We start from the raw sequence: 25,019 nt of genomic DNA, 5'->3' as shown, positions 1-25,019 counted from the left end.
GTTTCTGATGATGGCAATACTGCTGTTAAAAGTCCTATTGATAATAATGCTATTAATGTGATTTTTAGGGTTTTCATGTTCTTAACTTTTTAGGTTTATATGTTATTTTATTAATTTTTATTCAAAAAATTATCCTTGCGTTGGAATTTGAATTTTAGATATTTCTCCTATGGAAGATCTTGAAACCTTAGTTTGTTTAATTTCATCGTTTGTAACTTGTTTTTTAGAAGTTGGAATTGCACTTACCGCCGTTAATAATCCAATTGAGAATACTGCTACTAATGTGATTTTTAGAGTTTTCATAATGATTTGATTTTGTTTGTTATTATTAAATATTTATATAGTTAAGCCATGCCCATATAGGCATATGCTTTTAGTTTTTAGATAACTAAGAGTAGAGTTTATACATACCTGTGACTTAGAATAGTCATGATGTGCACTTTCTAGTGTAGACTCAGTATTTTTAAGATGTAAATACTGCTATTAATAATGCATTTAGAAAAATGGCTATTAATTTAAGTTTAAGGGTTTTCATAATTACTACTTTTATATGGGTTAATTAATTTAAATTTAGCGGCATTAATAGGGCTACCACAAAACATGTAGTACTAAACACATATAAGTTAGTAAATATCTAAGATAGAATATCTTAAGCAATGGATTTCTTATTAACAACACATAAGTGCCAAGGGAATTAATAAGATGGGCTAATATATTGTATAGAATATGTGCAAATTTAATAAATTCGACGAAATGCACCAAATAGAAGATAAAGTCATTAACATATGTTAATAATATGTTAATGTTTGTTTAAAAACAAAAAAGCATCCCAATTTTCTGTAAGAAAAAAGGAAAGCTTTCCATCGGTTTAAGCTATTTAACTAGCTTTCTACCAGTTTGATGGACTACTACATCCATCAAAACAACACAACTAAATTTTATTGCCAAAAAAAGCTTCAACAGTGTTGAAGCTTTAGCAATTTTAGCGGTCTGGACGGGACTCGAACCCGCGACCTTCGCCGTGACAGGGCGACATTCTAACCAACTGAACTACCAGACCGTTGCTTATTGCGAGGGCAAATATACATCGCTTAATTAATATGACAAATCTTTTTTTAATTTTTTTTCGAAAAAAATTCATTAAATAAATTTTTGACGCTCTAACATGTAGCTTGTTAATATGGCATCAAAATTCTTATTTATATCAGCCTCAACGTATTTGATTCTGTTTTGTCCACATTTAACTCTTAACTCATTAAAATAATTACTAACTAAGTTTTCGTAATTTTCTTTGACTTGATCACTATACAAATTAATATGTTCTCCAGTTTCTACATCTATAAACCGTTTAGGCTTATTATCAAAATCGAAAACAAGCTCTTTAGAGCGATCAAAAACATGAAACAATACTACTTCATGCTTATTATGTTTTAAATGTCTTAGCGCCTCAAACAACTTAACCTCATCTGTTGCCGTTTGAAACATATCTGTAAATACAAATATTAAAGAGCGTCTATGTATTTTCTCTGCTATTTGATGCAAGTATTGGTAAGTTTCTGTTTGCTTATTTTTAGGTTTAGATAAAACCGTATTACTTAATTGCGCTAATAACATTTGATGATGACGCTCACTACCTTTCTCCCCTGAGTAAAAATCGTAATCATCACTATAAATACTTAAGCCAATAGCATCTCGTTGTTTTTTTAAAATATGCATAAGAGATGCAGAAGCTAATGCAGAGAAAGCAATTTTGTTAAGACTATTTATCGAGAAATTAGTCATTTCTGGATAATGCATAGAACTACTATTATCTAAAATAATATGGCAACGTAAATTTGTTTCGTCGTCATACCGTTTAGTATATAACTTATCTGTCTTTGCAAATAATTTCCAATCTATATGACGTGTACTCTCGCCTTGGTTGTATATTTTATGCTCTGCAAACTCTGCAGAAAAGCCATGAAAGGGGCTTTTGTGCATACCAGAAATAAAACCTTCAACAACTTGTTTTGCCAAGTGTTCAAGGTTTTTAAATCCGCCAGCTTTATTTAATTCGTCTTGTAAATTCATCTCAGTTCCCACTAAAAGTGGAACTCTCTTTATTTATTATTCTGCAACACCATCTACAATTCCATAATCTACAGACTCGTCTGCTCCCATCCAATGGTCACGATTAAAGTCTTTCATGACTTTATCGTAAGTTTGACCGCAATTATCTGCTAATATTTTAGCACTTAATTCTTTTGTTTTTACAATTTCTTGAGCGGTTATTTCTATATCACTGGCTTGACCTCGAGCACCACCACTTGGTTGATGAATCATAACACGTGCATGTGGTTGTATAAATCGTTTACCTTTTGTTCCTACAGATAGTAATATAGATCCCATTGAAGCCGCTAAACCTGTACATACTGTAGAAACATCGCTTTTTAACGATTTAATACAATCGTACATTGCAAAACCAGAAGTAACATAACCTCCAGGACTATTTATATATAAAGTAATATCTTTAGTTTCTATACTATCTAAATACAATAATCTGTCAATAACATGTTTGGCACTTTTATCGTTTACCATACCCCAAAGAAATACTTTTCTCTCCTCTAATAATTTGCTATCTATTGCGTCTTGAACTTTTATTGGTTTACTCATTTGTATAATTTTTATTGAACTGTAGCTAAAATAAAAAAAGGTTTGCCATTACAGCAAACCTTTATCAATTCTTTATGAAATATATTTCTATAAAAGTGCGTCGATAGCTTCAGAATATGCATTTTTAGGTGCAACGCCTACTTGTCTTCCAACTACTTCTCCATTTTGGAACACTAAAACAGTAGGAATATTTCTTACGCCGTATTTAGCTGCAAATTCCTGATTTGCATCTACGTCTAACTTACCAACAACAGCTTTACCATCGTACTCTTCACTAATTTGGTCAATAATTGGTCCAACCATTCTACATGGTCCACACCAAGCTGCCCAAAAGTCAACCATTACTGGCTTATCGCTGTTTAATACTGTTTCTTCAAAATTTGCATCTGTGATTTCTAATGCCATAATAATATAATTTAATTGTGTTTTTGTTCACTGTTAATATGCAATATTAGTCAAAAAAAATGCCAAAGCTTACAACCTGACAATTTGTTTCATTTATAGTAGTATCAACTGGCTTTATTTTATTTTAAAATGAAAAAAATTAAGTCAATTACCATAAGTTATTTTTTGCAAGTTATAAATATAAGCATTTCAATCATCCTACTTTTTACATGTCTATAAAAAATCTTCAAATAAATTAAAATCAAACAATAAGCAACCAAAAAGTTGCGTATTAAAAAATAATATGTAATTTAGCAACCATTAAGTTGCATATAAATCAAAAAACAAATATTTATGAAAGACTCAATCACAAAAGAAAAACTATTTAATCATTCTATAGAAACTATCTGGAATGCTATTTCTATAGGAGAAGAAATATCGACTTGGTTTATTAAAGCCGATTTTAAAGCTGAGAAAGGTTATAAATACACCTTTACAGCAAGTGAGGATAAAGGCTGCCTAACTATTACTGGCGAAGTAAAAGAAGCTAATCCCTATACTTTAATTTATACTTGGATAGTAGAAAATACAACTGTAGAAACCACTGTTAAATGGAGTTTAGAACCTATTAGCAAAAATGAAACAAAATTATATTTAGAGCATTCTGGTATTTCTAACTATGCTGGAGATACAGCTATTGCTATGTTTGAAAGTTTTAGTGGCGGATGGGATGGCTGCATAAACGGATTAATAGACTATTTAAAAACAGAAGTTAATGCAGGATAAAATAACTAAGCTATTTAAAGCTATAGCAGATCCTAAAAGGCGTGATATATTTCACGCCTTAATTATCGCAACCTCAACATTATCTATCACTCAAATATCTAATAGATTTGATATTAGTCGCCAAGGTGTCACCAAACATATTAAAACATTAGAAGATGCCGGCTTAGTTACTATTGACAGTAAAGGCAGAGAACGTTTTTGCAAGGCTAATGCAAAACCTTTAAAAGAAATGAATAAATGGTTAAAATTCTATGCGCAATTTTGGGACGATTCTTTAGATAATTTAGGTGATTACTTAGACAACAAAAACACTTAAGTTATTAAGAATTAAGCTTGTAATAAACCTGTCGTTCTTCAAGCTCAGTCAATAATTCTTGTGTTACCTTAACTTTTTGTTTACGACTAGGCATCTCTAATTTTATTTGTTCTCTATTGTCGTAAATAACAAAATCTAACAAATGACTTCCCGGATGCATAGAAATTAAAGATTTTAAACTCTGAATTTTATCAGACTCTAATTCTTTAATATTTAACTGAATAGATAATTTTCTAACATATTTCTCCATGACATCATGTAATAACTGAAAGCTATTAAATTGTAATCTAGGATCGCTTTTCTTTCCTGTATCTCTATTTACCCAACCATCACGTACAAAGGTTTTAACATGTACAAAATTATTTTTCATTAAAAAGTGGCGATGTTTTAAATATTCTTCTCCAAAAATGCGAAATTCAAAAGTATCTGTATAATCTTCAATAGTAAATAACGCCCAACCTTTTCCTTGTTTACTTACCCGATGCTGAACATCTGTAACAACTCCTCCAAAAGTAATTTCTTTATTTACATGCGGTGCTAAATCGTTAAAATATGCAATTGTTCCAGTACAGAAGCTTTTCATTTCTGTTCTAAAATCATCTAAAGGATGCCCAGATATATATACACCAACGACTTCGCGTTCTTGTGCTAGTTTTTCCATTGTACCCCATGTTTCGCATGGTGGTACTATTGGTTCTGCTATTTGAACATCGCTTCCACCACCAAACAAACTTACTTGTGACGAGTTTTCGTTTTCTTGATGCTTAGCACCATATTTTACAGCTTTTTCTAAAAAAGTTAAATCACTACCTTCTTTATGAAAATATTGCGCACGATGCGTTTCTGTAAAACAATCAAAACCTCCTGCTAATGCCAAATTTTCGAACGCCTTTTTATTAGCTGCTCTTAAATCTATACGTTTTGACAAATCGAAAATAGATTTATAATGCCCGTCTTTTTTTCGATTTTCTACAATAGTCATTACCGCTCCATGACCAACTCCTTTTATTGCTCCCATTCCAAATCGAACGGCATTATCTTGGTTTACAGAGAATTTATAATACGATTCGTTTACATCTGGACCCAAAACAGGTAATTTCATACGTTTACATTCCTCCATAAAGAATGTTACCTGTTTAATATCATTCATATTATTTGACAATACAGCTGCCATATATTCTGCAGGATAATGCGCTTTTAAATAAGCTGTTTGATAGGCAATCCAAGCATAACAGGTAGAGTGCGATTTATTAAAAGCATAACTTGCAAATGCTTCCCAATCTTTCCAAATCTTTTCAAGCTTTTTAGCATCGTGCCCATTAGCACTTGCTTGCTCTATAAATTTTGGTTTCATTTTATCAAGAACCGCAATTTGCTTTTTACCCATAGCTTTTCTCAAAACATCTGCTTCACCTTTTGTGAAATCTGCTAGTTTTTGAGACAATAACATTACTTGCTCTTGGTAAACCGTAATACCATAGGTTTCTTTTAAGTACTCTTCCATTGCTGGTAAATCATACTCAATATCTTCGTCACCATGTTTTCTACGAACAAAACTTGGTATATATTCCATTGGTCCTGGACGATACAAAGCATTCATGGCAATTAAATCGTCAAAAACGGTTGGTTTTAAATCTTTAAGGTGCTTTTGCATCCCGGGAGATTCATATTGAAAAACACCAACGGTTTCTCCTCTTTGGAACAACTCATAGGTTTTTTCGTCTTCTAAAGAAAAATTCTCAGGATCTAAAGTAATACCATGTTTAGCTTTTACAATTTTTACTGTATCCTTGATTAAAGTTAACGTCTTTAACCCTAAGAAATCCATTTTTAGTAATCCTGCATCTTCTACAACCGAGTTATCAAACTGTGTAACATACAAATCTGAATCTTTAGCAACAGAAACGGGTACAAACTTTGTTATATCATCTGGTGTAATAATAACACCACAAGCGTGAATTCCGGTATTTCTTACAGAACCTTCTAGCGAACGCGCAATATTTACAGTTTCAGCTTGCAAATCTTCACCTTCAGAAATATTAAGTAATTCGTTTACTTTTTCTAAATCTTCTGCTCTAAACTTACTTCCTAATTCTTTTTCACTTAAACCGAAAATCTTATTCAGCTTAGACATGGTTGGAATTAACTTCGCAATACGATCGGCATCAAATAATGGTAAGTCTAAAACACGAGCTGTATCTCGAATAGAAGATTTGGCAGCCATAGTTCCATAAGTGATAATTTGCGCTACTTGATTACTGCCGTATTTTTCGATAACGTAATCCATAACTCGACTTCGACCTTCATCATCAAAATCGATATCAATATCTGGCATACTTACACGATCGGGATTCAAAAAACGCTCAAAAAGTAGGTTATACTTCATAGGATCGATATTGGTAATCCATAGACAGTAAGCTACTACAGATCCAGCTGCAGATCCACGTCCAGGACCAACCGATACATCCATATTTCTAGCTTCTCGAATAAAATCTTCTACAATTAAGAAATAACCTGGATAACCCGTTTTTTCAATAACTTCAAGCTCAAAATCTAATCTTTCAGTAACTTCTTCAGATAATTCTTCGCCATAACGCTTCTTAGCGCCTTCGTAGGTTAAATGACGCAAAAAAGCATTCTCACCACGTTTTCCGCCATCATTATTATCTTCTTCATGAATAAATTTTTCAGGAATATCGAAAGCTGGCAATAATACATCTCTAGCTAATTGAAATCCTTCAATTTTATCTACTACTTCTTGAATATTAATAATAGCATCAGGAACATCTTTAAAAATATTCTTCATAGCTTCACCAGACTTGAAGTAATATTCTTGATTAGGCAAACCATAACGATAGCCTCTACCTCTACCTATAGGAGTTGCCTGCTTTTCTCCTTCTTTTACACATAATAAAATATCATGTGCATTAGCATCTTCTTGCTTTGCATAATAAGTATTATTAGTAGCAATCAATTTAACATCATGCTTTCTTGCAAGCTTTATTAAAGTTGGGTTTACTCGATTCTCATCCTCTTGATTGTGTCGCATTAGCTCGACATACAAATCATCTTGAAAAACGTCTTTCCACCAAAGCAATGCTTCCTCTGCTTGATTTTCGCCTATATTTAGCACCTTACTAGGTACTTCTCCATATAAATTACCAGTTAATACAATTAAATCCTCTTTATACTCTTCTATAAGTTTCTTATCGATTCTAGGCACATAATAGAATCCATTAACAAAGGCATGCGATGATAATTTTGCTAAGTTGTGATAGCCATTTTTGTTTTTTGCTATTAAAACTATTTGATAGCCATTATCTTTTCTAGTTTTATCTAAGTGATCTTCACAAACAAAAAACTCACAACCAACTATTGGTTTTATTTCTTTTACTGAAGCTGTTTCTCCTTTCTCTTCTGCTTCTTCAATTTTAGCCGCTATAGATTTATTGTGTTTATTAACAGCATTAACAAAATGAAATGCTCCCATCATATTAGCATGATCTGTTAATGCTACTGCTGGCATATTATGCTCTGCAGCAACGGCTACTATATCTCCAACACTCATTGTAGATTGTAAAACAGAAAACTGAGAGTGATTATGTAAATGCACAAAATCAACAGCCTTTAAGTCTTCAATATTGCCTTTTATAGCTTCAGATGAAATACCACCAGTTTCTGCTTGCTGTAATCTTTCATTAATTTTAGCACTCTCTTGCTTTAAATTAATATGCTTTAAACCAATAAGCTTAATTGGCTGTGGATTTTCTTTAGAAAAATGATCAAAATAATCTGGTTGAACATCTAATTGCTCAACTGTATATTGCTTTCTTCTAACTAATTCTAAAAAGCAACGTGTGGTTGCTTCAACATCGGCAGTTGCATTATGGGCTTCAGCAAAAGGTTGATTAAATAAAAATTGATGTAACTCTGTTAGTGTTGGTAATTTAAATTTTCCACCTCTACCACCAGGAATTTGACACAAACTAGCAGTATGCTCTGTACAGGTATCTAAAACTGGCAACTCCTGAAGTTGGTTTTCTACATTTTCTCGAACAAATTCTGCTCCCATTATGTTGAGATCGAACTTTACATTTTGCCCTACTACAAATTTTGTTTTACCTAATGCTATATTAAACTTTTCTAAAACCTCACTTAAATCTACACCTTGTTCTTCTGCTAATTCTGTAGAAATACCATGTATTTTTTCGGCATCATAAGGAATATTAAACCCTGTAGGCTTTATTAAATAATCCTGACTTTCAATACAGTTTCCCATTTCGTCATGTAATTGCCAAGCAATTTGAATACATCTTGGCCAATTATCTGTATCTGTAATTGGGGCATCCCAACGTTTAGGCAAACCAGTAGTTTCTGTATCGAAAATTAAGTACATTCTCTATCTTTAGTATTTGTTTATAAGCCGTTTAAGAATTGAAAACGGAGCTTATAAAAATACAGAAAATTGTCTCTTTAAAAAGTGAAAGTTATAAACAGTTGTAAACAAAAAATGTCACCTAATTTTTATAGATGACATTTTATATTTTTCTTATAAGGAATGTGCTACATACACATTAAACCATCTATAGTGGTTTGTATCGATCCATCTGCATCTCCACATTCTGTAATTTGAGTTCCTAATGCCGTTTTATATGCATTACATACTGTTTCATAATTTGCATCACCAGGCATTGCGGCATTATAATTAACTAATGTAGCAGCAACAGTTGCTGTTGCAGTAGTACAAGGGTCTACAGGTCCAGGAGTAGCGGTTACAGCTACTAAAGGGATATTATGAAAAAATCCATCTTTAAAATTAACAGATGATAATCCTGAACTGTTAAACGCATTAAAATAAAATGCTCCAGATACTAAACCTTCCTCTACGCTTAACTCTCTTATATTTATAACACCATCTGCAGGATATTCACTTGAGGCTGGCGTATTATTTGTTGACCAAAATACATCATTAACATCTAGAAGTGTAGCAAAAGAGGGATTATTAGATACTTCATAACAATTTCCCGGTGTATTGCCATAAACCGTTTCAGGTTTAGTATCACAAACAAAAGCATCAGATGGAAAAGCAACCAAAGTAACAGTTTCAAAATTATCTGAACCAACAATTGTTATAACTCCAGAGCCATCTATGTTGGCAGAGTAAGAAACACCTTCCCATAAGTTACCATCTTTATTGGCTTTAAATGCGGGAGTATTAAATTCAACATCATCTCCACATCCAAAAAAAGTAAAGACAGTTAGAGCTAAAACGATAATTTTTTTCATAGTAATTAGTATTTCGAGGAACCAAAAATAAAATAAAAAATAACAATGCAATAGATTTAGTATAAAAACTTGATATTTAAATAAATATTGTATCTTTGCGCACTTATTAATAATCGAGGTCGAGAACCTCACAAATTAATTTTTTATGCCTGTAAAAATTAGATTACAAAGACACGGTAAAAAAGGAAAACCTTATTACTGGATCGTAGCAGCAGATGCTCGTGCAAAAAGAGATGGTAAATACTTAGAAAAATTAGGTGCTTACAATCCAAATACTAATCCAGCAACTATCGAATTAGATGTTGACGGTGCAGTTAAATGGCTACAGAATGGTGCACAACCTACTGATACTGCTAAAGCATTACTATCTTACAAAGGCGCTTTATTGAAAAATCACCTTGCTGGTGGTGTTCGTAAAGGTGCATTGACTGAAGAACAAGCTGAGAAAAAATTCACAGCATGGTTAGAGGAAAAAACTGGTAAAGTAGATGCTAAAAAAGATGGTTTAGCTAAAGCTAACGCTGATGCTAAAGCTAAAGCTTTTGAAGCTGAAAAAGCAGCAAATGAAGCAAGAATCGCGGCAGCTGCTCCAGTTGTTGAAGAAGAAGCTCCAGCAGAAGAAACTGCAGCTACAAACGAAGAAGAATAGAAAATTAATTTTTTATACTTTTAAACTCCGATAGTTGCTATCGGAGTTTTTTATGCAAAATAGTTATGAATAAAGACGCGTGTTTTTTCCTTGGGAAAATTGTAAAAAAATACAGTTTTAAAGGAGAACTTTTAATAAAATTAGATACAGATGAACCTGATTTATATGAAAATCTTGAATCTGTATTTATAGACTTAAGAGGTAATTTAATTCCTTTTTTTATTGAAAGCTCTCAATTACATAAATCTGAATTATTACGTGTGAAATTTGAAGATGTCGATACAGAAACAGACGCAGACGCTCTAATTAAAAGCGAATGCTACTTACCTCTTTCTTTTTTACCAGAACTTGAAGATGATAAATTTTATTTTCATGAAATTATTGGTTTTTCTGTAGAAGATATCAATTTCGGTCACGTTGGAATCATAAAAGGAGTTAACGATACAACCTCACAATCTCTTTTTGAAATTGATAGAAACGGCATCGAAATTTTAATTCCTATGAATGACCACTTTATAAACAAAGTAGATAAAGAAAATAAAAAGATAATTGTTGATACTCCGGAAGGCCTTATAGATTTATATATTGAAGACTAATTTACTATGAATAAACCTTTTAAATTCAAAGAGTTCACAGTTAACCAAGACCAATGCGCTATGAAAATAGGTACTGATGGTGTTTTATTAGGAGCTTGGTCTAGTATTGAAAAAAATCCATTTGCCATTTTAGATATTGGTGCTGGCACAGGTGTTCTATCTTTAATGCTAGCACAACGTAGTAATGCAGAAGTTATTGATGCTTTAGAAATTGATGAATTAGCTTACGAACAATGTGTTGATAATTTTGAAGCCTCAAATTGGGGAGATAGATTATTTTGTTATCATGCAGATTTAGCAGAATTCACAGAAGAAATTGAGGATAAATACGACTTAATTATTTCTAATCCGCCATTCTATTCTGAAGATTTTAAAACTGAAGACTCCCAACGTGATTTAGCACGTTTTCAAGACGCAATGCCTTTTGAACATTTAGTAGATAGTGCTTCAAAACTATTAATTGATGACGGTATTTTTTGCGTTATTATTCCATTTAATGAAGAATCACGTTTTATTACATTAGCATCTGCAGTAAATTTAAACGTTAATAAAATTCTACGCGTTAAAGGCAATCCTAAAACAGAATTTAAACGTAGTCTTTTAGAATTTTCTTTTTATAAAAGCGACATAAAAACCTCGGAACTTACTATAGAATCTGCAAGACACAAATACACAGCAGATTATATTAATCTAACAAAAGATTTTTACTTGAAAATGTAGATTTTAAATTGTTAACTGCAAACGTTTTCGCTATTTTTGAAAACCGAATTTAAAATTACATTATGAAACCAGATTTATTTGAAGCACCAGATTATTACAATCTTGATGAGCTTTTAACTGAAGAACATAAATTAGTACGTGACGCAGCCCGTGAATGGGTTAAACGTGATGTCTCTCCTATTATTGAAGATTACGCTCAAAGAGCTGAATTTCCAGAACAAATTGTTAATGGATTAGCAGAAATAGGTGCTTTTGGACCATATATTCCTGAAGAATATGGTGGCGCAGGTTTAGATCAAATTTCTTATGGATTAATTATGCAAGAAATAGAACGTGGTGACTCTGGCGTTCGTAGTACAGCATCTGTACAATCTTCTTTAGTGATGTATCCTATTTGGAAATATGGAAACGAAGACCAGCGTAAAAAATATTTACCAAAATTAGCTAGCGGTGAATGGATTGGAAGTTTTGGATTAACAGAACCAGATCACGGTTCTAATCCAGGTGGAATGGTTACTAATTTTAAAGATATGGGAGACCATTATCTTCTTAATGGAGCAAAAATGTGGATTTCAAACTCTCCTTTTTGTCAAATTGCTGTTGTATGGGCTAAAAACGAAGAAGGCCGTATTCATGGTTTAATTGTAGAACGTGGCATGGAAGGTTTCTCAACTCCAGAAACGCATAACAAATGGTCTTTACGAGCTAGTGCAACTGGGGAACTTATTTTTGATAACGTTAAAGTACCAAAAGAGAACTTATTACCAAACAAATCTGGATTAGGCGCACCATTAGGTTGTTTAGATTCTGCTCGTTTTGGTATTGCTTGGGGTGCAATTGGAGCTGCAATGGACTGTTATGATACTGCTTTAAGATATAGTAAAGAAAGATTACAATTTGGCAAACCAATAGGTCAATTTCAATTACAACAAAAGAAATTAGCCGAAATGATTACAGAAATTACCAAAGCGCAATTATTAGCTTGGCGTTTAGGTGTCATGAGAGAAAAGGGCACTGCTACTTCTGCTCAAATCTCCATGGCAAAGCGTAACAACGTTGATATGGCTTTAAAAATTGCTCGAGATGCTAGACAAATGTTAGGTGGTATGGGAATCTCTGGAGAATACAGCATTATGAGACACATGATGAACCTAGAAAGTGTAGTAACCTATGAAGGTACGCATGATATACACTTACTAATTACAGGTTTAGATGTTACTGGGTTAAATGCTTTTAAATAGATCTCTAAACAACATTTGGTAATTTATTCTTAGATATAAAAAAGACTAAATAATATAAAAATGCTCCTCTATTTGATGAGCATTTTTTTTATGCTATTTTTACTTATATGTTTTCAGCTAAAAAGAGGTTAGATCGCGCTTATAAAGAAGCAAAAATTGTCGACTTTGATAATGACAGTAAGATTATATTGTTTAGTGATTGTCATCGCGGTGATAATAGTTTTGCTGATGATTTTGCAAATAATAGAAATATCTATTTTCATGCTTTAAAACATTATTATGCTGAAGGCTTTAGCTATTGTGAACTTGGTGACGGTGATGAATTATGGGAAAACCTCTCTTTTGAATCCATTTTAAATGCTCATAAAAACGTATATCTGCTAATGAAGTTATTTCATGAACAAGATCGTTTGCATATGATATGGGGAAATCACGATATGGTTTATAGAGATCCTAAATATGTAAAGAAGTATTTATCTACTTATTTTGATGCTAAAACTGGAGAAGATGTCGATTTGTTTTGTGATATAAAATATCATGAAGCTGTAGTATTAAGACACACACAAACAGAGCAAGAATTATTTTTAACGCATGGCCATCAAGCAGATTGGTGGAATTATATTTTCTGGAAATGGAGTCGATTTATGGTACGCGTACTTTGGAAACCCTTAAATGTTATGGGGATTGCAGATCCAACAAGTCCGGCAAAAAACTACAAAGAACTTATTAAAGTAGAACGTAGAACAAAAAAATGGATTGCAGATAACAACAATTTATTAACCATTGTAGGCCATACGCATAGACCTCGTTTTCCTGAACCCGGTGACATTCCCTTTTTTAATGATGGTAGCTGTGTACATCCAAGAAGCATAACTGGCATTGAAATTGAGAATGGTGAAATCTCATTAATTAAATGGCAGATTGCTACTACAGAAGATGGCACCTTACAAATTGTAAGAGTATTATTAGAAGGACCTACTGCACTGGAAAACTATAAAACAAATTAGCTTTCTGGCGCTAACTCAACCTCTAAACCTTCCATTTCTGGTGTTATTTGTATTTGGCAACCTAAACGAGAATTATCTTTAACATAAAACGCTTCAGAAAGCATAGCTTCTTCATCGTCTTGCATTTCTGGTAATTCTGTTTTACTTAGTACATAACATTGACAAGAAGCACACATAGCCATACCTCCACAAACTCCTATTGTGCCTTCTGGAGCTAACTCATAAGATCGTACAACTTCCATTAAATTCATTGCCATATCTGTTGGCGCTTGAATTTTGTGAATTGCACCTTCTCTATCTGTTATTGTAATATTTATGTCTTGCTCCATAATTTTTCTATAACAAAATCTATACCTTTTATTCTATCTTTTTAACTACTGCTTTTGGTGCTTCCTTTCTAGTACCATCAAAACCATCAACTCCTGCTACTGTTGTATATTTCATTACGTAGCGTTTTCCAGGGTTTATTATTTGATATGCAGATTGACACATTAATGTTGCTTCATGAAAACCACACAGAATTAATTTTAATTTACCTGGATATGTATTAACATCCCCTATAGCGTATATGCCTGGAATATTGGTTTGATAATCTAAACTGTTATTTACTTTAATAGCATTTTTCTCAATCTCTAATCCCCAATTTGCAATTGGCCCTAGCTTTGGTGACAAACCAAAAAGTGGGATAAAGTGATCGGTCTCAATTTCGAATTCTTTTTCAATATGCTCTGCTTGTTTTACAACAACACCCGAAACCTTATCATCTCCAAGAATACCAACAACTTCTGCTGGAGTTACTAAATTAATTTTGCCTGCATTCTTTAATTCTTGTACTTTTTCTACAGAATCTAAATGCCCACGAAATTCATTTCTTCTATGTATTAAAGTAACTTCTGAAGCAACATCGCTTAAAAAGATACTCCAATCTAAAGCAGAATCTCCGCCGCCTGCAATAACGACTTTCTTATTTCTATATATTTCAGGGTCTTTAATAATATACTCAACGCCTTTATCTTCAAAATCTGTAATATTATGAATTAAAGGTTTTCTCGGTTCAAAACTACCCAATCCACCTGCAATAGCAATTACTGGTGCTTGATGTTTTGTTCCTTTATTAGTTGTTACAATAAAACTACCATCTTCTTGCTTTTCTATCGTTTCTGCTCGTTCACCTAGAGTAAATCCAGGTTCAAATTGTTTACATTGCTCAAGAAGTTTTTCAGTTAAATCTCCTGCAAGAATTTCTGGGTAAGCAGGAATATCATAGATTGGTTTCTTTGGGTATATTTCCGAACATTGTCCGCCAGGTTGCGGTAATGCATCTATTAAATGACATTTTAACTTTAGTAAACCTGCTTCAAAAACTGTAAATAGGCCTGTTGGTCCAGCGCCAATAATTAGAATATCAGTTGTAATCATAAATCTTAATTCTCAATATTTATGACCTTCTCAATTTGAGGTGCGTATTTTTTAATAGTCATCTCGACTCCAGATTTAAGTGTCATTTGGTTAACACTACAACCAACACATGCGCCTTCAAGTTGCACTTTTACTAATTTATCATCTTCAATAGCTAACAATGAAATGTCTCCTCCATCACTTTGTAAAAACGGACGAATTTCATCTAACGCTTTTTCTACATTAACTCTAAGTTCTTCTGTTGTCATTTGCTATTTTTTAACTGCTGAGCATCCAGCCATTGTTGTTATTTTTATCGCTTCGGTTGGAGGTAAATCTGTATTTCTATTTACTACTTCCTGTACCACGTTTTGTGTTATTACCTCAAATGCTTTTTCTAATGCTGTAGCTGTTTGTAGTGCTGCTGGCCTACCTACATCACCTGCTTCTCGTATACTTTGTACTAAAGGAATTTCTCCTAAAAGCGGCACATTTAAATCTTCTGATAAATGTTTTGCACCTTCCTTTCCAAAAATATAGTATTTATTATCTGGCAATTCTTCTGGAGTAAAATAGGCCATGTTTTCTATAATACCTAAAACAGGTACATTAATACTTTCTTGCTGAAACATTGCAACTCCTTTTTTAGCATCAGCTAAAGCTACATTCTGTGGTGTACTTACTACAACTGCTCCAGTAATTGGAAGCGACTGCATAATACTTAAATGAATATCTCCAGTTCCAGGAGGTAGGTCTAACAGTAAAAAATCTAACTCGCCCCAAGCCGCGTCAAAAATCATTTGGTTTAATGCTTTTGCTGCCATTGGTCCACGCCAGACAACTGCTTGGTCTGGTTTAGTAAAAAATCCTATAGATAATATTTTAACGCCGTAATTTTCTACTGGTTTCATTTTAGATTTCCCATCAACTGTAACAGACAAAGGTCTTTCCATTTCAACATCTAACATAATTGGCATTGATGGCCCATAAATATCTGCATCTAAAACACCAACTTTAAAGCCCATTTTTGCTAATGTAACAGCTAAGTTCGCTGTTACTGTAGATTTACCAACACCACCTTTTCCAGAGGCTACTGCAACTATATTTTGAATACCAGGAATTGTTTTTCCTTTTATTTCATTAGAAGCAGGTTTTACAGGAGCTTCAACTTTTAAGTTAACTTTTACTTGTGCCTTTTCATAAACTTTTTCATGAATAGTTTTAAGTATTTCAACTTCGGTCTTTTTCCTTGCTTGCAAAGCTGGGTTTTTTATTGTTATATCCACTATTACCTCATCTGCAAAAGTGACTACATTTTTAACAGCACCACTGTCTACCATATTTTGCCCTTCTCCAGGAACCGTTATAGTTTCTAATGCTTTTAATATATCTTGTTTTGTGAATTTCATTCGCTAATTTAGATTTATTCTAAAGTGCAAAGATACTACATAAACCTTGAAGAATAAAGTGCTTAGTTTGAAGTTTTTTATTGTAGTATTTATAAAATTTATAATTATTTAAAGTGCTTTTGAAGGATCCCAATACACGCTCTCTAAATTTTGAATTTGATTATCAATAATTTCAACGCCTTCACTTTCTAAAAGCTGTTGCATAAGGTTTGTGCCATCAAAATGATGTTTTCCTGTTAACAATCCTTTTTTGTTAACTACTCTATGTGCTGGCACATCTTTTCCAACAGAACCATTCATAGCATAACCTACCATTCTAGCACTTCTTGGCGCTCCTAGATAATTCCCTATAGCACCATAACTTGTAACTTTACCATATGGTATTTGTCGGGCAACCTCATATACTTTTTCAAAAAAATTAAGTGTTTCGGTTTTCATAACAATGCGCTTAGGTTTTTTAATTATTATTTGGAAACACTACCATTCTTTAATAATATTAACTAAAGTAAAAATGGCTATAATTCCCGTTACCAATCCAATACTAAAATTAATATTTTTTTGTGATCTAAGTTTTTTGCTCTTTATACGTTTAAAGAAAAAGATATAAACGTAAAGCATTACAAAAGTTCCAGTTGCTGCACCTGCAACATAAGATGCTATACTAGTTATATTTAAAACCATTAAACTTGCCGTTGCTAATGTTGTCCCCATATAAGCCTGATAAGGTATAGGAAACACATTTAAACTCGACAGTAAAATACCCTGAAAAAAACGTCCTTTTTTACTAGTTACTATATGATCTACATCTGGCTTGGTCTCCTTATTAGCTAATAACAGAAAATAAATAGTAAGTAAAACAAAAATCACAAAAGCAACTCGTTGTAGTATATTAGTAACATCTGGGTGATTTGTTAAATAGCTAGCAAATAATAAAGCTATTAGTGTTTGAACAACAACAACAATGCAAACACCAATAGAAAACATAATAGCACGGTTGTGCCCATCATTAATACTAACCTTAGCAGCAGTCATGTTAAGTAAACCAGGAGGAATAACGCCAAGTATAGCAACTATTAATCCCAATCCAAAAGCGATTGTAATTTCCAAATTACTTAATTTTAAATCTAATATACGTAATTGGTTTGTTTTGTTCTAAATAGATACTCTCATAATGTGTTTGTATACTAGTAACCTCTTCTGGGCTTCCTTCTTGTTTATATACATTATGGTTTGCATACAATACTTCATGTCCTTCGCCATGTAATAAACCTAAAGTATAACCATGCATAAATTCACTATCTGTTTTTAAATTCATTACTCCATCTGGTTTTAAAACCTTTTTATAGCGTTTTAAAAATTCAGAATTTGTCATACGGTGTTTAGTACGCTTATATTTTATTTGAGGATCTGGAAATGTAATCCATATTTCATCGACTTCATTTTCTGCAAAGGCACAATCTATAAGTTCAATTTGGGTTCTTAAAAAAGCGACATTGGGTATGTTTTCTTCAATAGCCGTTTTTGCTCCTCTCCAAAACCTAGCACCTTTTATATCTATACCTATAAAGTTTTTATTAGGATATTTTTTTGCGAGTTCCACAGAGTACTCACCTTTTCCACATCCTAATTCTAAAACTAATGGATTTTCATTTTTAAATACAGAGGCATTCCAATGTCCTTTATACTCATAATCCGCATCAACTAAATCTTCACGCTTAGGTTGAAATACATTAGCGAATGTTTCATTTTCATTAAACCGCTTGAGCTTGTTTTTACTTCCCACTTACTTTAATTTAATTTTTTGGTAAAATTAAGGAAATATAAAAGAGTGGTTATATGATTACCTTTGATTTTTCTATAAAAGAAGGATATAATAAAGTTTACTTAATAAAAAGGAAACTTTATGTACCTTTTAGACGTTTTGCGATTAGTATGATAAAAAAACGAATTCTTGTTGCTCCACTCAATTGGGGTATTGGACATGCCACTAGATGTATTCCTATAATAAATTGGCTTATAGAACATAATTTTGAACCTATTATAGCTAGTGACGGCGAAGCCTTACAACTTCTTAAAACAGAATTCCCTGATCTTATTCATGAAACTCTTCCTGCTTATAATATAAAATATACAAAAAAAGGAAGCGATTTAAAATGGAAACTATTAGCACAAACTCCAAAAATGTTAAAAGCTAAAAAAGCTGAGAAAAAAACTACAAAACAACTCATAAATAAATATAATCTTTCAGGAATTATATCAGATAACAGGTTAGGCGTTAGAAACAAAAATGTGCCTTCTGTTTTTATTACTCATCAATTAAATGTATTAAGCGGAAACACATCAGCATTAAGCACAAAGATTCATAATGACATTATGAAGAAATTTGATTCTGTTTGGGTACCAGACTTTAAAAATGAACCAAATCTAAGCGGAAAATTAGGACACCTTAATAATGAGACAAAAATAAACGTAACTTATCTTGGTCCTTTAAGCCGATTACATAAAACGGAAACAAAAACAGAATACGATATTATGGTTTTGCTTTCTGGGCCAGAACCTCAACGCACTATCCTTGCTGACAAATTATTTGAAACATTAAAATATTTTGAGGGTAACATTCTCTTTGTAAAAGGGAAAATTGAAGCTGAGCAAACAGTTTCTAAAATAAATAATTTTACAATTTATAATTTTATGACTTCTAAAGCTTTGGAGCAAGCTATAAATAGTAGCGAACTTATTATTTCTCGTTCTGGCTATACTACAGTTATGGATTTAGCTAAATTAGGAAAGAAAGCCTTTTTCATTGCTACACCTGGCCAATTTGAACAGGAGTATCTTGCTGAAAATTTTGACAAGCTAGGCATAGTTCCAACTTGTAATCAAGAGCATTTTAAATTAAGTCAGTTAGAAAAAGTTAATGATTATAAAGGTTTACAGATGGAATATAGGAAACCAAATTTAAAAGAATTATTCAGTCTTTTCTAAAGTAAAAGAAAATTCACTTCCTACGCCTAATTCACTTTCAATATATATTTTTTCATCGTGAGCTTCTATAATATGCTTCACAATAGCTAAACCTAAACCAGAACCACCTTCTTTTCTAGAACCACTTTTATCTACACGATAAAAACGTTCAAATAGTCTTGGTATATTTTCTTTAGCAATACCTTCTCCATTATCTGTTACACGAACGATAACCTTATTTTTAATAAGGTTTTCGATACTTACCTCGGTTGTACCTTTTTCCCTACCATATTTAATAGAGTTAACAATAAGGTTTGTTAATATTTGCTGAATTTTCTCTTTATCTGCTTTAACATATATAGGAGTATTATAATCTATATCGAAAGTTAGTGTAATCTTTTTCTTTGCAGATTTCATTTCGAATAATTCAAAAACACTACTAATTAACTCAACAATATCAAAAGTTTCTGGTTCTAATCTCAAATCACCAACTTCTAATTTAGTGATCATATCTAAATCTTTAACAATATAAATTAATCGCTCTACGCCTTTATTTGCCCTATCTAAATATTTCTCTCTTATTTTCTCATCGTCTGCAGCTCCATCAATTAAAGTCTCTAGATAACCTTGTACAGTAAACAGTGGTGTTTTTAATTCATGTGATACATTACCTAAAAACTCTTTTCTATACTCTTCTCTATCTTTTAGTGTTTCTATTTCTATTTTTCTATCTCTTGCAAACCTATCTATTTCTTCTGTTAAAGTAACCATGTCTGTAGTTATTCTTTCTTTTCTAAAGGATGTAGATTCTAAAAGCGTTAAGTCTGCATATATTTGTTTTACTCTTCTATAAATAAAGTTTTGAACTCTATACTGAATTATTAAAAAAGACACACCGTAACAAATCAAACTAAAGACAACTAAAGGTAATAGCTTTAAATCGTAAAAAACATATAAAAAAACGCTCATTATGAGCGTTAAAACAACCGTTATAAACAGAGAGGTTCTAAAGGCAAACTTATATGTTTTCTTTAATTTCATATCTATTAACTAGTCTATAAATTTATAGCCGACACCTTTTATGGTCTTTATTGATTTATCTCCTACTTTTTCTCTCACTTTTCTAATATGCACATCAATAGTTCTACCACCTACAACAACTTCATTTCCCCATATTTTTTCTAAAATATCCTCTCTTTTAAACACTTTGCCTGGCTTTGAAGCTAATAGACATAAAAGTTCAAACTCTTTTTTGGGCAAGAGAATTTCTTTTCCGTTCAATGAAATTTTATATTCATCTTTATTAATTATTAGGCCACCTAATTTTAATATAGAGTCATTAGAATCATCAGTTTTTAAACGACGTAATAATGCTTTTACTTTACTAACCAAAACTTTTGGTTTAATTGGTTTTGTAATATAATCATCGGCACCAGCATCAAAACCAGCCACTTGAGAATAATCTTCGCCTCTTGCTGTTAGAAATGTTATTATAGTATTTTTTAAATCTGGTACTTTTCTTATTTGTTCACATGCTTCAATACCATCCATTTCAGGCATCATAACATCTAAAACAATTAAATGAGGTTTTTCTTTTTTAGCTTTTGCAACACCATCTATACCATTTCCTGCAGTTATAACTTGATAACCTTCATTTGAGAGATTGTAGCTTACAATTTCTAGAATATCTGGCTCATCATCTACAAGTAGTATTTTTATGTCCTGTTTATTCATTATATTTTTTGGTTAATTATAATAACGTAAAGATAAAATTATTCACATTATATATAATGTTCAAGAAATTAATAACATTATAGTAACATTGGTCTAACTTAAATTTAAACCGTTTAGTAGATTATAAACTATAGTATCCTAGCATTAAAAATCACCTCTTTATGTTATTATATCGTTAAAAATCTATTGCAAAATTGCAATAAACTGGCTTAACTATTTATTATGCTTATATTTGTAAACTAATTTTAAATAAACAATTATGAAAAAAATCTACTTTTTATTACTAACAATTTTGATAACCGCGACCTCTTTGGGGCAGAACATGCCAATTATTACAGCAATTGTAGATGGAGACTGTTCTGGTGGAAATCCAAAATTATTAGAAATTTATGCAGATGGTATAGTTGATTTTTCTTTATATTCTTTAGAGAATCAAACAAATGCAAATACAACTTGGGGAGCTACTCAAGATCTTAGTGCTCTTGGAACTGTAACTAATGCCTTTGTATATGTAACAACTACTGGAAGTGCTACTGCCATAGCAAGTGAATTTCCTTCAATAGCTAGTGCTCCAACATTAACAACTGGAACAATGAACTTGAATGGTGATGATAGAGTTAGAATTATTGTAACTGCAAATTCAATGGTTGTAGACCAATATGGTGTTGATAGTGTTGATGGATCAGGACAAACATGGGAATATGCTGACTCTTATGCTAAACGTGTAGATGGCAATGGACCTAATGCTACTTTTACAGAATCTGAATGGACTATTCCTGGAGCTGGAACTTTAAATACTTTAGGAACCTGTCAAGGCGGAATGGATACTTTTGAAACTTTAATGGGTGGTATCGGAACTTATACAACTACAATGTCTAGCACTCCTACAGTTTCAATAACTGGCTCAGTATCTAGTTTGGATTATTTTGAAGGCAATGGCCCATCAAATGAAGATAGCTTTAATGTTTCTGGAATTAATTTAACTACAAATATTACTGTAAACGCTCCAACAAATTTTGAGATATCATTAACCTCTGGTGGACCTTATTCTAATTCTGTTAGTGCTGTACTAACTGCACCAGGAACTGTAGCTTCCACACCAGTATATGTTCGTTTAGTTTCTGGATTAACTTCTAACACATACATGGGAGATATTACAGCTTCTGCAACAGGTGCTACAGACTCTACATTAGCTCTTACTGGAACCGTTTCACCTGCAACACCGCAAATTACTGTAAACGGAACAATAGACCCATTTAACTACCCTGAAGGTTCTGGACCTTCTGGCGAAGACACTATTTCTGTTTCTGGATTATTTTTAACTACTGGAATAACAATAACAGCTCCATCAAATTTTGAAGTATCTTTAACAACAGCTACTGGCTTTGCAACATCTGTTGTTGCGCCTTTAACTAATCCTGGTTCAGTAGATCCAACCACTATATATATTAGAATGGTTGCTGGTTTATTAGAAGCTAATTACATGGGAGATTTAATAGTATCTACAACAGGAGTTACAAATGAAATAAGACCATTAACGGGTAGTGTTACACCAGCTGCAACATGTGCTAATGTTGGAGACATTATCATTACTGAGATCATGCAAAACCCAAATGCTGTTTCAGATAATTTAGGTGAATATTTTGAAGTTTATAACACTACTGGATCTGCAATTGACATGGTAGGATGGGAGATTGTTGATCTAACTAATGCAGGTGAAAACTTTACTATTACTTCTTCTGTGGTTGTTCCCGGAAATGGTTATGCTGTTTTTGTAGCTAGTGCAAATCCAATGACAAATGGAGGAATTACTCCTGATTATGTTTATGATGGTACTTCTACGTTTTTAGGTAATGGCTCAGATGAAATTTCTATTCAATGTGGAGCAACTGTTATTGATGAAGTTCTTTGGGATAATGGTGCTACTTTCCCTGATCCAACAGGAGTAAGTATGGAGTTAGATATTCAAAAATTAAATAGTACCGATAATGACAATGGTGCAAACTGGAGTGTTGCTGTTACTATGTATGGAGATGGCGACTTAGGAACGCCAGGCGCTATAAATGACAACAATACATTATCTGTAGATAGTTTTGAAACTTCAAACTTCTCAATCTATCCTAACCCATCAAACACAGGGTTTGTAAACATTAAAACAACTTCAAATGAAGCTGTAAATGTAACAGTATACAATATTTTAGGAAAACAAGTTATCGCTCAAGAATTAGAGAATAATACATTAAATGTATCTAATTTAAATTCTGGAGTATACTTAGTAAAATTAACTCAAAACGGAGCTTCAACAACTAAGAAATTAGTAATTGAATAAATCCAAATTTTTTAAATTTAAAAGAGCGTTATCTATGGTAACGCTCTTTTTTATTTTATTTATTTTTGTTTAATAATGATTAATACCAAAGACATTTTTAATATAAAAACTGAAGCCGAATTTAACGCTATGGCTTTAAAGGTTTTTAAATTTCAATTTGATAATAATTTGGTTTATCGCTCTTTTTGCGATTTATTATATAAACATCCTAGCGATATAAAACATATTGAAGACATTCCTTTTCTTCCCATTCAATTTTTTAAATCGCACAACATATTAAGTTCTAAAGGAACTATTACAAAAACTTTTACTAGTAGTGGTACAACAGGTACTACAACAAGTAAACATCATATTACAAATCTTAGTATTTATGAAAAGAGTTTTACTAAAGCATTTCAACGTTTTTATGGAAATGTAGAGGACTATGTAATTTTAGCTTTATTACCAAGCTACATAGAAAGAGATGGATCTTCATTAATATATATGGTAGATGCAATGATAAAAGAATCTAAGCATCAAGACAGTGGTTTTTATTTAGATAATCTAGATGAATTAAGTAACACATTAATTACCTTAGATAAAAACAATAAAAAAGTACTTTTAATTGGTGTTTCTTTTGCTCTTTTAGATTTAATAGAAACTCATAATTTCAACCTTAATAATATTATTGTTATGGAAACTGGAGGTATGAAAGGTAGGCGTAAAGAAATTATAAGAGAAGAACTTCACAATACATTAAAAGTAGGTTTTGGCACAAAAACTATACATAGTGAATATGGCATGACCGAGTTATTAAGTCAGGCCTATTCTAAAGGCAATGGTGTGTTTAATTGTCCTAATTGGATGCGAGTTATAACACGCGATACCGAAGATGCCTTAACACTTTTACCTAAAGGAAAATCTGGAGGTATAAATATTATTGATCTAGCCAATATAAATTCTTGTTCGTTTATTGCAACTCAAGATTTAGGTCGTGTATATTCTGATAATTCATTCGAAATTATAGGTAGGTTTGACACCAGCGATATTAGGGGTTGTAATTTAATGGTTTTGTAATGATATTATTAAGACTACGACTTAGTAGTCATGAAAAAAATCTTAATTTTATTTTTCTTCGGAATTATTTCTACACAAGCGCAAACAGATTATAACACTAAAAAAGGTTTTATAATTCAAGGTTATGACGTTGTTTCCTATTTTGAAAACAAAGCAGAAAAAGGCAGCAAAGACTATACTGTGACTCATGACGGCGTTAAATACAAGTTTTCCTCTAAAGAACATTTAGAAACTTTTAATAAAAACCCTAAACGATATATACCGCAATACGGAGGCTACTGTGCTTATGCTATAGCAGAGAAAAGTAAAAAAGTATCTATTGATCCTGAAACGTTCGAAATACGAGATGGGAAGCTTTATTTATTCTATAATTCTTGGGGAACAAACACTTTAGAATTATGGTTAGAAAAAGATGTGAAAGGTTTACAAAAAAAAGCCGACCAAAATTGGGAATTGATTAATGAAATAGATTAATAGCTATGTTAAAGAAAA

At 32.1% G+C, this 25,019-nt stretch carries 26 protein-coding genes and 1 tRNA gene; 11 read left to right on the top strand and 16 right to left on the bottom strand.

Annotation, left to right across the window (positions count from 1 at the left end; translation table 11 throughout):
* Positions 1 to 129: 129 nt before the first annotated feature.
* The 5 genes from Q0997_RS15550 to trxA form a co-directional block, all read right to left on the bottom strand.
* Positions 130 to 303: a hypothetical protein gene (locus Q0997_RS15550; RefSeq protein ID WP_299890432.1), complete on the bottom strand. Its 174-nt coding sequence runs from the start codon at positions 301 to 303 to the stop codon at positions 130 to 132.
* A gap of 683 nt (positions 304 to 986) precedes the next feature.
* A tRNA-Asp gene (locus Q0997_RS15545) sits at positions 987 to 1,060 on the bottom strand.
* Positions 1,061 to 1,140: 80 nt separating this feature from the next.
* Positions 1,141 to 2,070 carry a DUF58 domain-containing protein gene (locus tag Q0997_RS15540; RefSeq protein ID WP_299890430.1) on the bottom strand — a complete coding sequence of 310 codons (930 nt, stop codon included), beginning with the start codon at positions 2,068 to 2,070 and terminating at the stop codon, positions 1,141 to 1,143.
* Positions 2,071 to 2,106: 36 nt separating this feature from the next.
* Positions 2,107 to 2,652, bottom strand: a complete 546-nt coding sequence (locus tag Q0997_RS15535) for a ClpP family protease (protein ID WP_299890428.1) — start codon at positions 2,650 to 2,652, stop codon at positions 2,107 to 2,109.
* Between the two features lie 87 nt (positions 2,653 to 2,739).
* Positions 2,740 to 3,063, bottom strand: a complete 324-nt coding sequence (gene trxA, locus Q0997_RS15530; protein ID WP_299890437.1) for a thioredoxin — start codon at positions 3,061 to 3,063, stop codon at positions 2,740 to 2,742.
* Between the two features lie 327 nt (positions 3,064 to 3,390).
* On the opposite strand from trxA, the gene Q0997_RS15525 reads away from it, so the two are divergent.
* Together Q0997_RS15525 and Q0997_RS15520 are read left to right on the top strand one after the other, a co-directional pair.
* Complete coding sequence (locus Q0997_RS15525; RefSeq protein ID WP_299890426.1) at positions 3,391 to 3,822, top strand: SRPBCC domain-containing protein; 432 nt, start codon at positions 3,391 to 3,393, stop codon at positions 3,820 to 3,822.
* Positions 3,812 to 4,138 (top strand): helix-turn-helix transcriptional regulator, encoded by a 327-nt coding sequence (locus tag Q0997_RS15520; protein WP_299890424.1) that lies wholly within the window; start codon positions 3,812 to 3,814, stop codon positions 4,136 to 4,138. The genes Q0997_RS15525 and Q0997_RS15520 overlap by 11 nt, the downstream gene beginning before the upstream one ends.
* A 4-nt stretch (positions 4,139 to 4,142) precedes the next feature.
* Here the strand turns inward: Q0997_RS15520 and dnaE are convergent, their stop codons facing one another.
* Together dnaE and Q0997_RS15510 are read right to left on the bottom strand one after the other, a co-directional pair.
* Positions 4,143 to 8,534 (bottom strand): DNA polymerase III subunit alpha, encoded by a 4,392-nt coding sequence (gene dnaE, locus Q0997_RS15515; protein WP_299890422.1) that lies wholly within the window; start codon positions 8,532 to 8,534, stop codon positions 4,143 to 4,145.
* A 167-nt stretch (positions 8,535 to 8,701) separates the two neighbouring features.
* A complete protein-coding gene (locus tag Q0997_RS15510) occupies positions 8,702 to 9,424 on the bottom strand; it encodes a DUF6252 family protein (protein WP_299890420.1) in 723 nt (240 codons plus the stop codon).
* A 145-nt stretch (positions 9,425 to 9,569) separates the two neighbouring features.
* On the opposite strand from Q0997_RS15510, the gene Q0997_RS15505 reads away from it, so the two are divergent.
* The 5 genes from Q0997_RS15505 to Q0997_RS15485 all read left to right on the top strand — a co-directional run bounded on the left by Q0997_RS15505 (position 9,570) and on the right by Q0997_RS15485 (position 13,637).
* Positions 9,570 to 10,073: a 30S ribosomal protein S16 gene (locus Q0997_RS15505; protein WP_299890418.1), complete on the top strand. Its 504-nt coding sequence runs from the start codon at positions 9,570 to 9,572 to the stop codon at positions 10,071 to 10,073.
* 65 nt (positions 10,074 to 10,138) lie between these two features.
* The gene (gene rimM / locus Q0997_RS15500) at positions 10,139 to 10,669 is read left to right on the top strand and encodes a ribosome maturation factor RimM (protein WP_299890415.1); all 531 of its coding nucleotides are present in this window, start codon (positions 10,139 to 10,141) and stop codon (positions 10,667 to 10,669) included.
* Between the two features lie 6 nt (positions 10,670 to 10,675).
* A complete protein-coding gene (locus Q0997_RS15495; protein ID WP_299890413.1) occupies positions 10,676 to 11,389 on the top strand; it encodes a methyltransferase in 714 nt (237 codons plus the stop codon).
* A gap of 62 nt (positions 11,390 to 11,451) precedes the next feature.
* Entirely contained in the window at positions 11,452 to 12,630 is a 1,179-nt protein-coding gene (locus Q0997_RS15490) for an acyl-CoA dehydrogenase family protein (protein WP_299890411.1), read from the top strand.
* A 107-nt stretch (positions 12,631 to 12,737) separates the two neighbouring features.
* The gene (locus Q0997_RS15485) at positions 12,738 to 13,637 is read left to right on the top strand and encodes a metallophosphoesterase family protein (protein WP_299890409.1); all 900 of its coding nucleotides are present in this window, start codon (positions 12,738 to 12,740) and stop codon (positions 13,635 to 13,637) included.
* Here the strand turns inward: Q0997_RS15485 and Q0997_RS15480 are convergent.
* The 7 genes from Q0997_RS15480 to trmB form a co-directional block, all read right to left on the bottom strand.
* Positions 13,634 to 13,966 carry a 2Fe-2S iron-sulfur cluster-binding protein gene (locus tag Q0997_RS15480; protein ID WP_299890407.1) on the bottom strand — a complete coding sequence of 111 codons (333 nt, stop codon included), beginning with the start codon at positions 13,964 to 13,966 and terminating at the stop codon, positions 13,634 to 13,636. The two genes, Q0997_RS15485 and Q0997_RS15480, sit on opposite strands and share 4 nt — an antisense overlap.
* Positions 13,967 to 13,994: 28 nt before the next feature.
* A complete protein-coding gene (locus tag Q0997_RS15475; RefSeq protein ID WP_299890405.1) occupies positions 13,995 to 15,056 on the bottom strand; it encodes an NAD(P)/FAD-dependent oxidoreductase in 1,062 nt (353 codons plus the stop codon).
* A 5-nt stretch (positions 15,057 to 15,061) separates the two neighbouring features.
* Complete coding sequence (locus tag Q0997_RS15470; protein ID WP_299890404.1) at positions 15,062 to 15,304, bottom strand: NifU family protein; 243 nt, start codon at positions 15,302 to 15,304, stop codon at positions 15,062 to 15,064.
* Between the two features lie 3 nt (positions 15,305 to 15,307).
* Positions 15,308 to 16,444, bottom strand: coding sequence for an Mrp/NBP35 family ATP-binding protein (locus Q0997_RS15465; protein WP_299890403.1), 1,137 nt, complete (start codon positions 16,442 to 16,444; stop codon positions 15,308 to 15,310).
* A gap of 108 nt (positions 16,445 to 16,552) precedes the next feature.
* Positions 16,553 to 16,882 (bottom strand): MGMT family protein, encoded by a 330-nt coding sequence (locus tag Q0997_RS15460; protein ID WP_299890402.1) that lies wholly within the window; start codon positions 16,880 to 16,882, stop codon positions 16,553 to 16,555.
* Between the two features lie 39 nt (positions 16,883 to 16,921).
* Positions 16,922 to 17,551, bottom strand: coding sequence for a LysE family transporter (locus Q0997_RS15455; protein WP_299890400.1), 630 nt, complete (start codon positions 17,549 to 17,551; stop codon positions 16,922 to 16,924).
* Position 17,552: 1 nt separating this feature from the next.
* Positions 17,553 to 18,227, bottom strand: coding sequence for a tRNA (guanosine(46)-N7)-methyltransferase TrmB (gene trmB / locus Q0997_RS15450; RefSeq protein WP_299890397.1), 675 nt, complete (start codon positions 18,225 to 18,227; stop codon positions 17,553 to 17,555).
* A gap of 53 nt (positions 18,228 to 18,280) precedes the next feature.
* Here trmB and Q0997_RS15445 point away from each other — a divergent pair, with 53 nt between their 5' ends.
* Positions 18,281 to 19,429 (top strand): glycosyltransferase, encoded by a 1,149-nt coding sequence (locus Q0997_RS15445; protein WP_367180222.1) that lies wholly within the window; start codon positions 18,281 to 18,283, stop codon positions 19,427 to 19,429.
* On the opposite strand, the gene Q0997_RS15440 is transcribed toward Q0997_RS15445, so the two are convergent.
* Both Q0997_RS15440 and Q0997_RS15435 read right to left on the bottom strand, forming a co-directional pair.
* On the bottom strand, positions 19,412 to 20,449 hold the full coding sequence (locus tag Q0997_RS15440) for an ATP-binding protein (protein WP_299890395.1): 1,038 nt from the start codon (positions 20,447 to 20,449) through the stop codon (positions 19,412 to 19,414). The two genes, Q0997_RS15445 and Q0997_RS15440, sit on opposite strands and share 18 nt — an antisense overlap.
* Before the next feature lie 9 nt (positions 20,450 to 20,458).
* Positions 20,459 to 21,142 carry a response regulator transcription factor gene (locus Q0997_RS15435; RefSeq protein WP_299890393.1) on the bottom strand — a complete coding sequence of 228 codons (684 nt, stop codon included), beginning with the start codon at positions 21,140 to 21,142 and terminating at the stop codon, positions 20,459 to 20,461.
* 259 nt (positions 21,143 to 21,401) lie between these two features.
* Between Q0997_RS15435 and Q0997_RS15430 the strand changes: the two genes are divergently transcribed.
* The 3 genes from Q0997_RS15430 to Q0997_RS15420 all read left to right on the top strand — a co-directional run bounded on the left by Q0997_RS15430 (position 21,402) and on the right by Q0997_RS15420 (position 25,001).
* Positions 21,402 to 23,471: a T9SS type A sorting domain-containing protein gene (locus tag Q0997_RS15430; RefSeq protein WP_299890391.1), complete on the top strand. Its 2,070-nt coding sequence runs from the start codon at positions 21,402 to 21,404 to the stop codon at positions 23,469 to 23,471.
* Between the two features lie 75 nt (positions 23,472 to 23,546).
* Entirely contained in the window at positions 23,547 to 24,527 is a 981-nt protein-coding gene (locus tag Q0997_RS15425; RefSeq protein ID WP_299890389.1) for an acyl transferase, read from the top strand.
* 30 nt (positions 24,528 to 24,557) lie between these two features.
* Complete coding sequence (locus Q0997_RS15420; protein WP_299890387.1) at positions 24,558 to 25,001, top strand: YHS domain-containing (seleno)protein; 444 nt, start codon at positions 24,558 to 24,560, stop codon at positions 24,999 to 25,001.
* The last annotated feature ends 18 nt before the right edge of the window (positions 25,002 to 25,019 follow it).

The sequence above is a fragment of the uncultured Lacinutrix sp. genome (assembly GCF_947500325.1).
In the GTDB taxonomy this organism is placed as follows: Bacteria; Bacteroidota; Bacteroidia; order Flavobacteriales; family Flavobacteriaceae; genus Lacinutrix.
This window is presented reverse-complemented; position numbering and strand designations above follow the sequence as displayed.

Bases quoted from the DNA above. Each gene is read 5' to 3' on its own strand.
- Q0997_RS15470 (WP_299890404.1), bottom strand. From the start codon at position 15,304: ATGACAACAGAAGAACTTAGAGTTAATGTAGAAAAAGCGTTAGATGAA.
- Q0997_RS15420 (WP_299890387.1), top strand. From the start codon at position 24,558: ATGAAAAAAATCTTAATTTTATTTTTCTTCGGAATTATTTCTACACAA.
- Q0997_RS15430 (WP_299890391.1), top strand. From the start codon at position 21,402: ATGAAAAAAATCTACTTTTTATTACTAACAATTTTGATAACCGCGACC.
- Q0997_RS15475 (WP_299890405.1), bottom strand. From the start codon at position 15,056: ATGATTACAACTGATATTCTAATTATTGGCGCTGGACCAACAGGCCTA.
- Q0997_RS15525 (WP_299890426.1), top strand. From the start codon at position 3,391: ATGAAAGACTCAATCACAAAAGAAAAACTATTTAATCATTCTATAGAA.
- Q0997_RS15425 (WP_299890389.1), top strand. From the start codon at position 23,547: ATGATTAATACCAAAGACATTTTTAATATAAAAACTGAAGCCGAATTT.
- Q0997_RS15490 (WP_299890411.1), top strand. From the start codon at position 11,452: ATGAAACCAGATTTATTTGAAGCACCAGATTATTACAATCTTGATGAG.
- Q0997_RS15520 (WP_299890424.1), top strand. From the start codon at position 3,812: ATGCAGGATAAAATAACTAAGCTATTTAAAGCTATAGCAGATCCTAAA.
- Q0997_RS15480 (WP_299890407.1), bottom strand. From the start codon at position 13,966: ATGGAGCAAGACATAAATATTACAATAACAGATAGAGAAGGTGCAATT.
- Q0997_RS15535 (WP_299890428.1), bottom strand. From the start codon at position 2,652: ATGAGTAAACCAATAAAAGTTCAAGACGCAATAGATAGCAAATTATTA.
- Q0997_RS15460 (WP_299890402.1), bottom strand. From the start codon at position 16,882: ATGAAAACCGAAACACTTAATTTTTTTGAAAAAGTATATGAGGTTGCC.
- Q0997_RS15550 (WP_299890432.1), bottom strand. From the start codon at position 303: ATGAAAACTCTAAAAATCACATTAGTAGCAGTATTCTCAATTGGATTA.
- Q0997_RS15435 (WP_299890393.1), bottom strand. From the start codon at position 21,142: ATGAATAAACAGGACATAAAAATACTACTTGTAGATGATGAGCCAGAT.
- Q0997_RS15505 (WP_299890418.1), top strand. From the start codon at position 9,570: ATGCCTGTAAAAATTAGATTACAAAGACACGGTAAAAAAGGAAAACCT.
- Q0997_RS15510 (WP_299890420.1), bottom strand. From the start codon at position 9,424: ATGAAAAAAATTATCGTTTTAGCTCTAACTGTCTTTACTTTTTTTGGA.
- Q0997_RS15465 (WP_299890403.1), bottom strand. From the start codon at position 16,444: ATGAAATTCACAAAACAAGATATATTAAAAGCATTAGAAACTATAACG.
- Q0997_RS15440 (WP_299890395.1), bottom strand. From the start codon at position 20,449: ATGAAATTAAAGAAAACATATAAGTTTGCCTTTAGAACCTCTCTGTTT.
- dnaE (WP_299890422.1), bottom strand. From the start codon at position 8,534: ATGTACTTAATTTTCGATACAGAAACTACTGGTTTGCCTAAACGTTGG.
- Q0997_RS15485 (WP_299890409.1), top strand. From the start codon at position 12,738: ATGTTTTCAGCTAAAAAGAGGTTAGATCGCGCTTATAAAGAAGCAAAA.
- rimM (WP_299890415.1), top strand. From the start codon at position 10,139: ATGAATAAAGACGCGTGTTTTTTCCTTGGGAAAATTGTAAAAAAATAC.
- Q0997_RS15540 (WP_299890430.1), bottom strand. From the start codon at position 2,070: ATGAATTTACAAGACGAATTAAATAAAGCTGGCGGATTTAAAAACCTT.
- Q0997_RS15445 (WP_367180222.1), top strand. From the start codon at position 18,281: ATGATTACCTTTGATTTTTCTATAAAAGAAGGATATAATAAAGTTTAC.
- Q0997_RS15495 (WP_299890413.1), top strand. From the start codon at position 10,676: ATGAATAAACCTTTTAAATTCAAAGAGTTCACAGTTAACCAAGACCAA.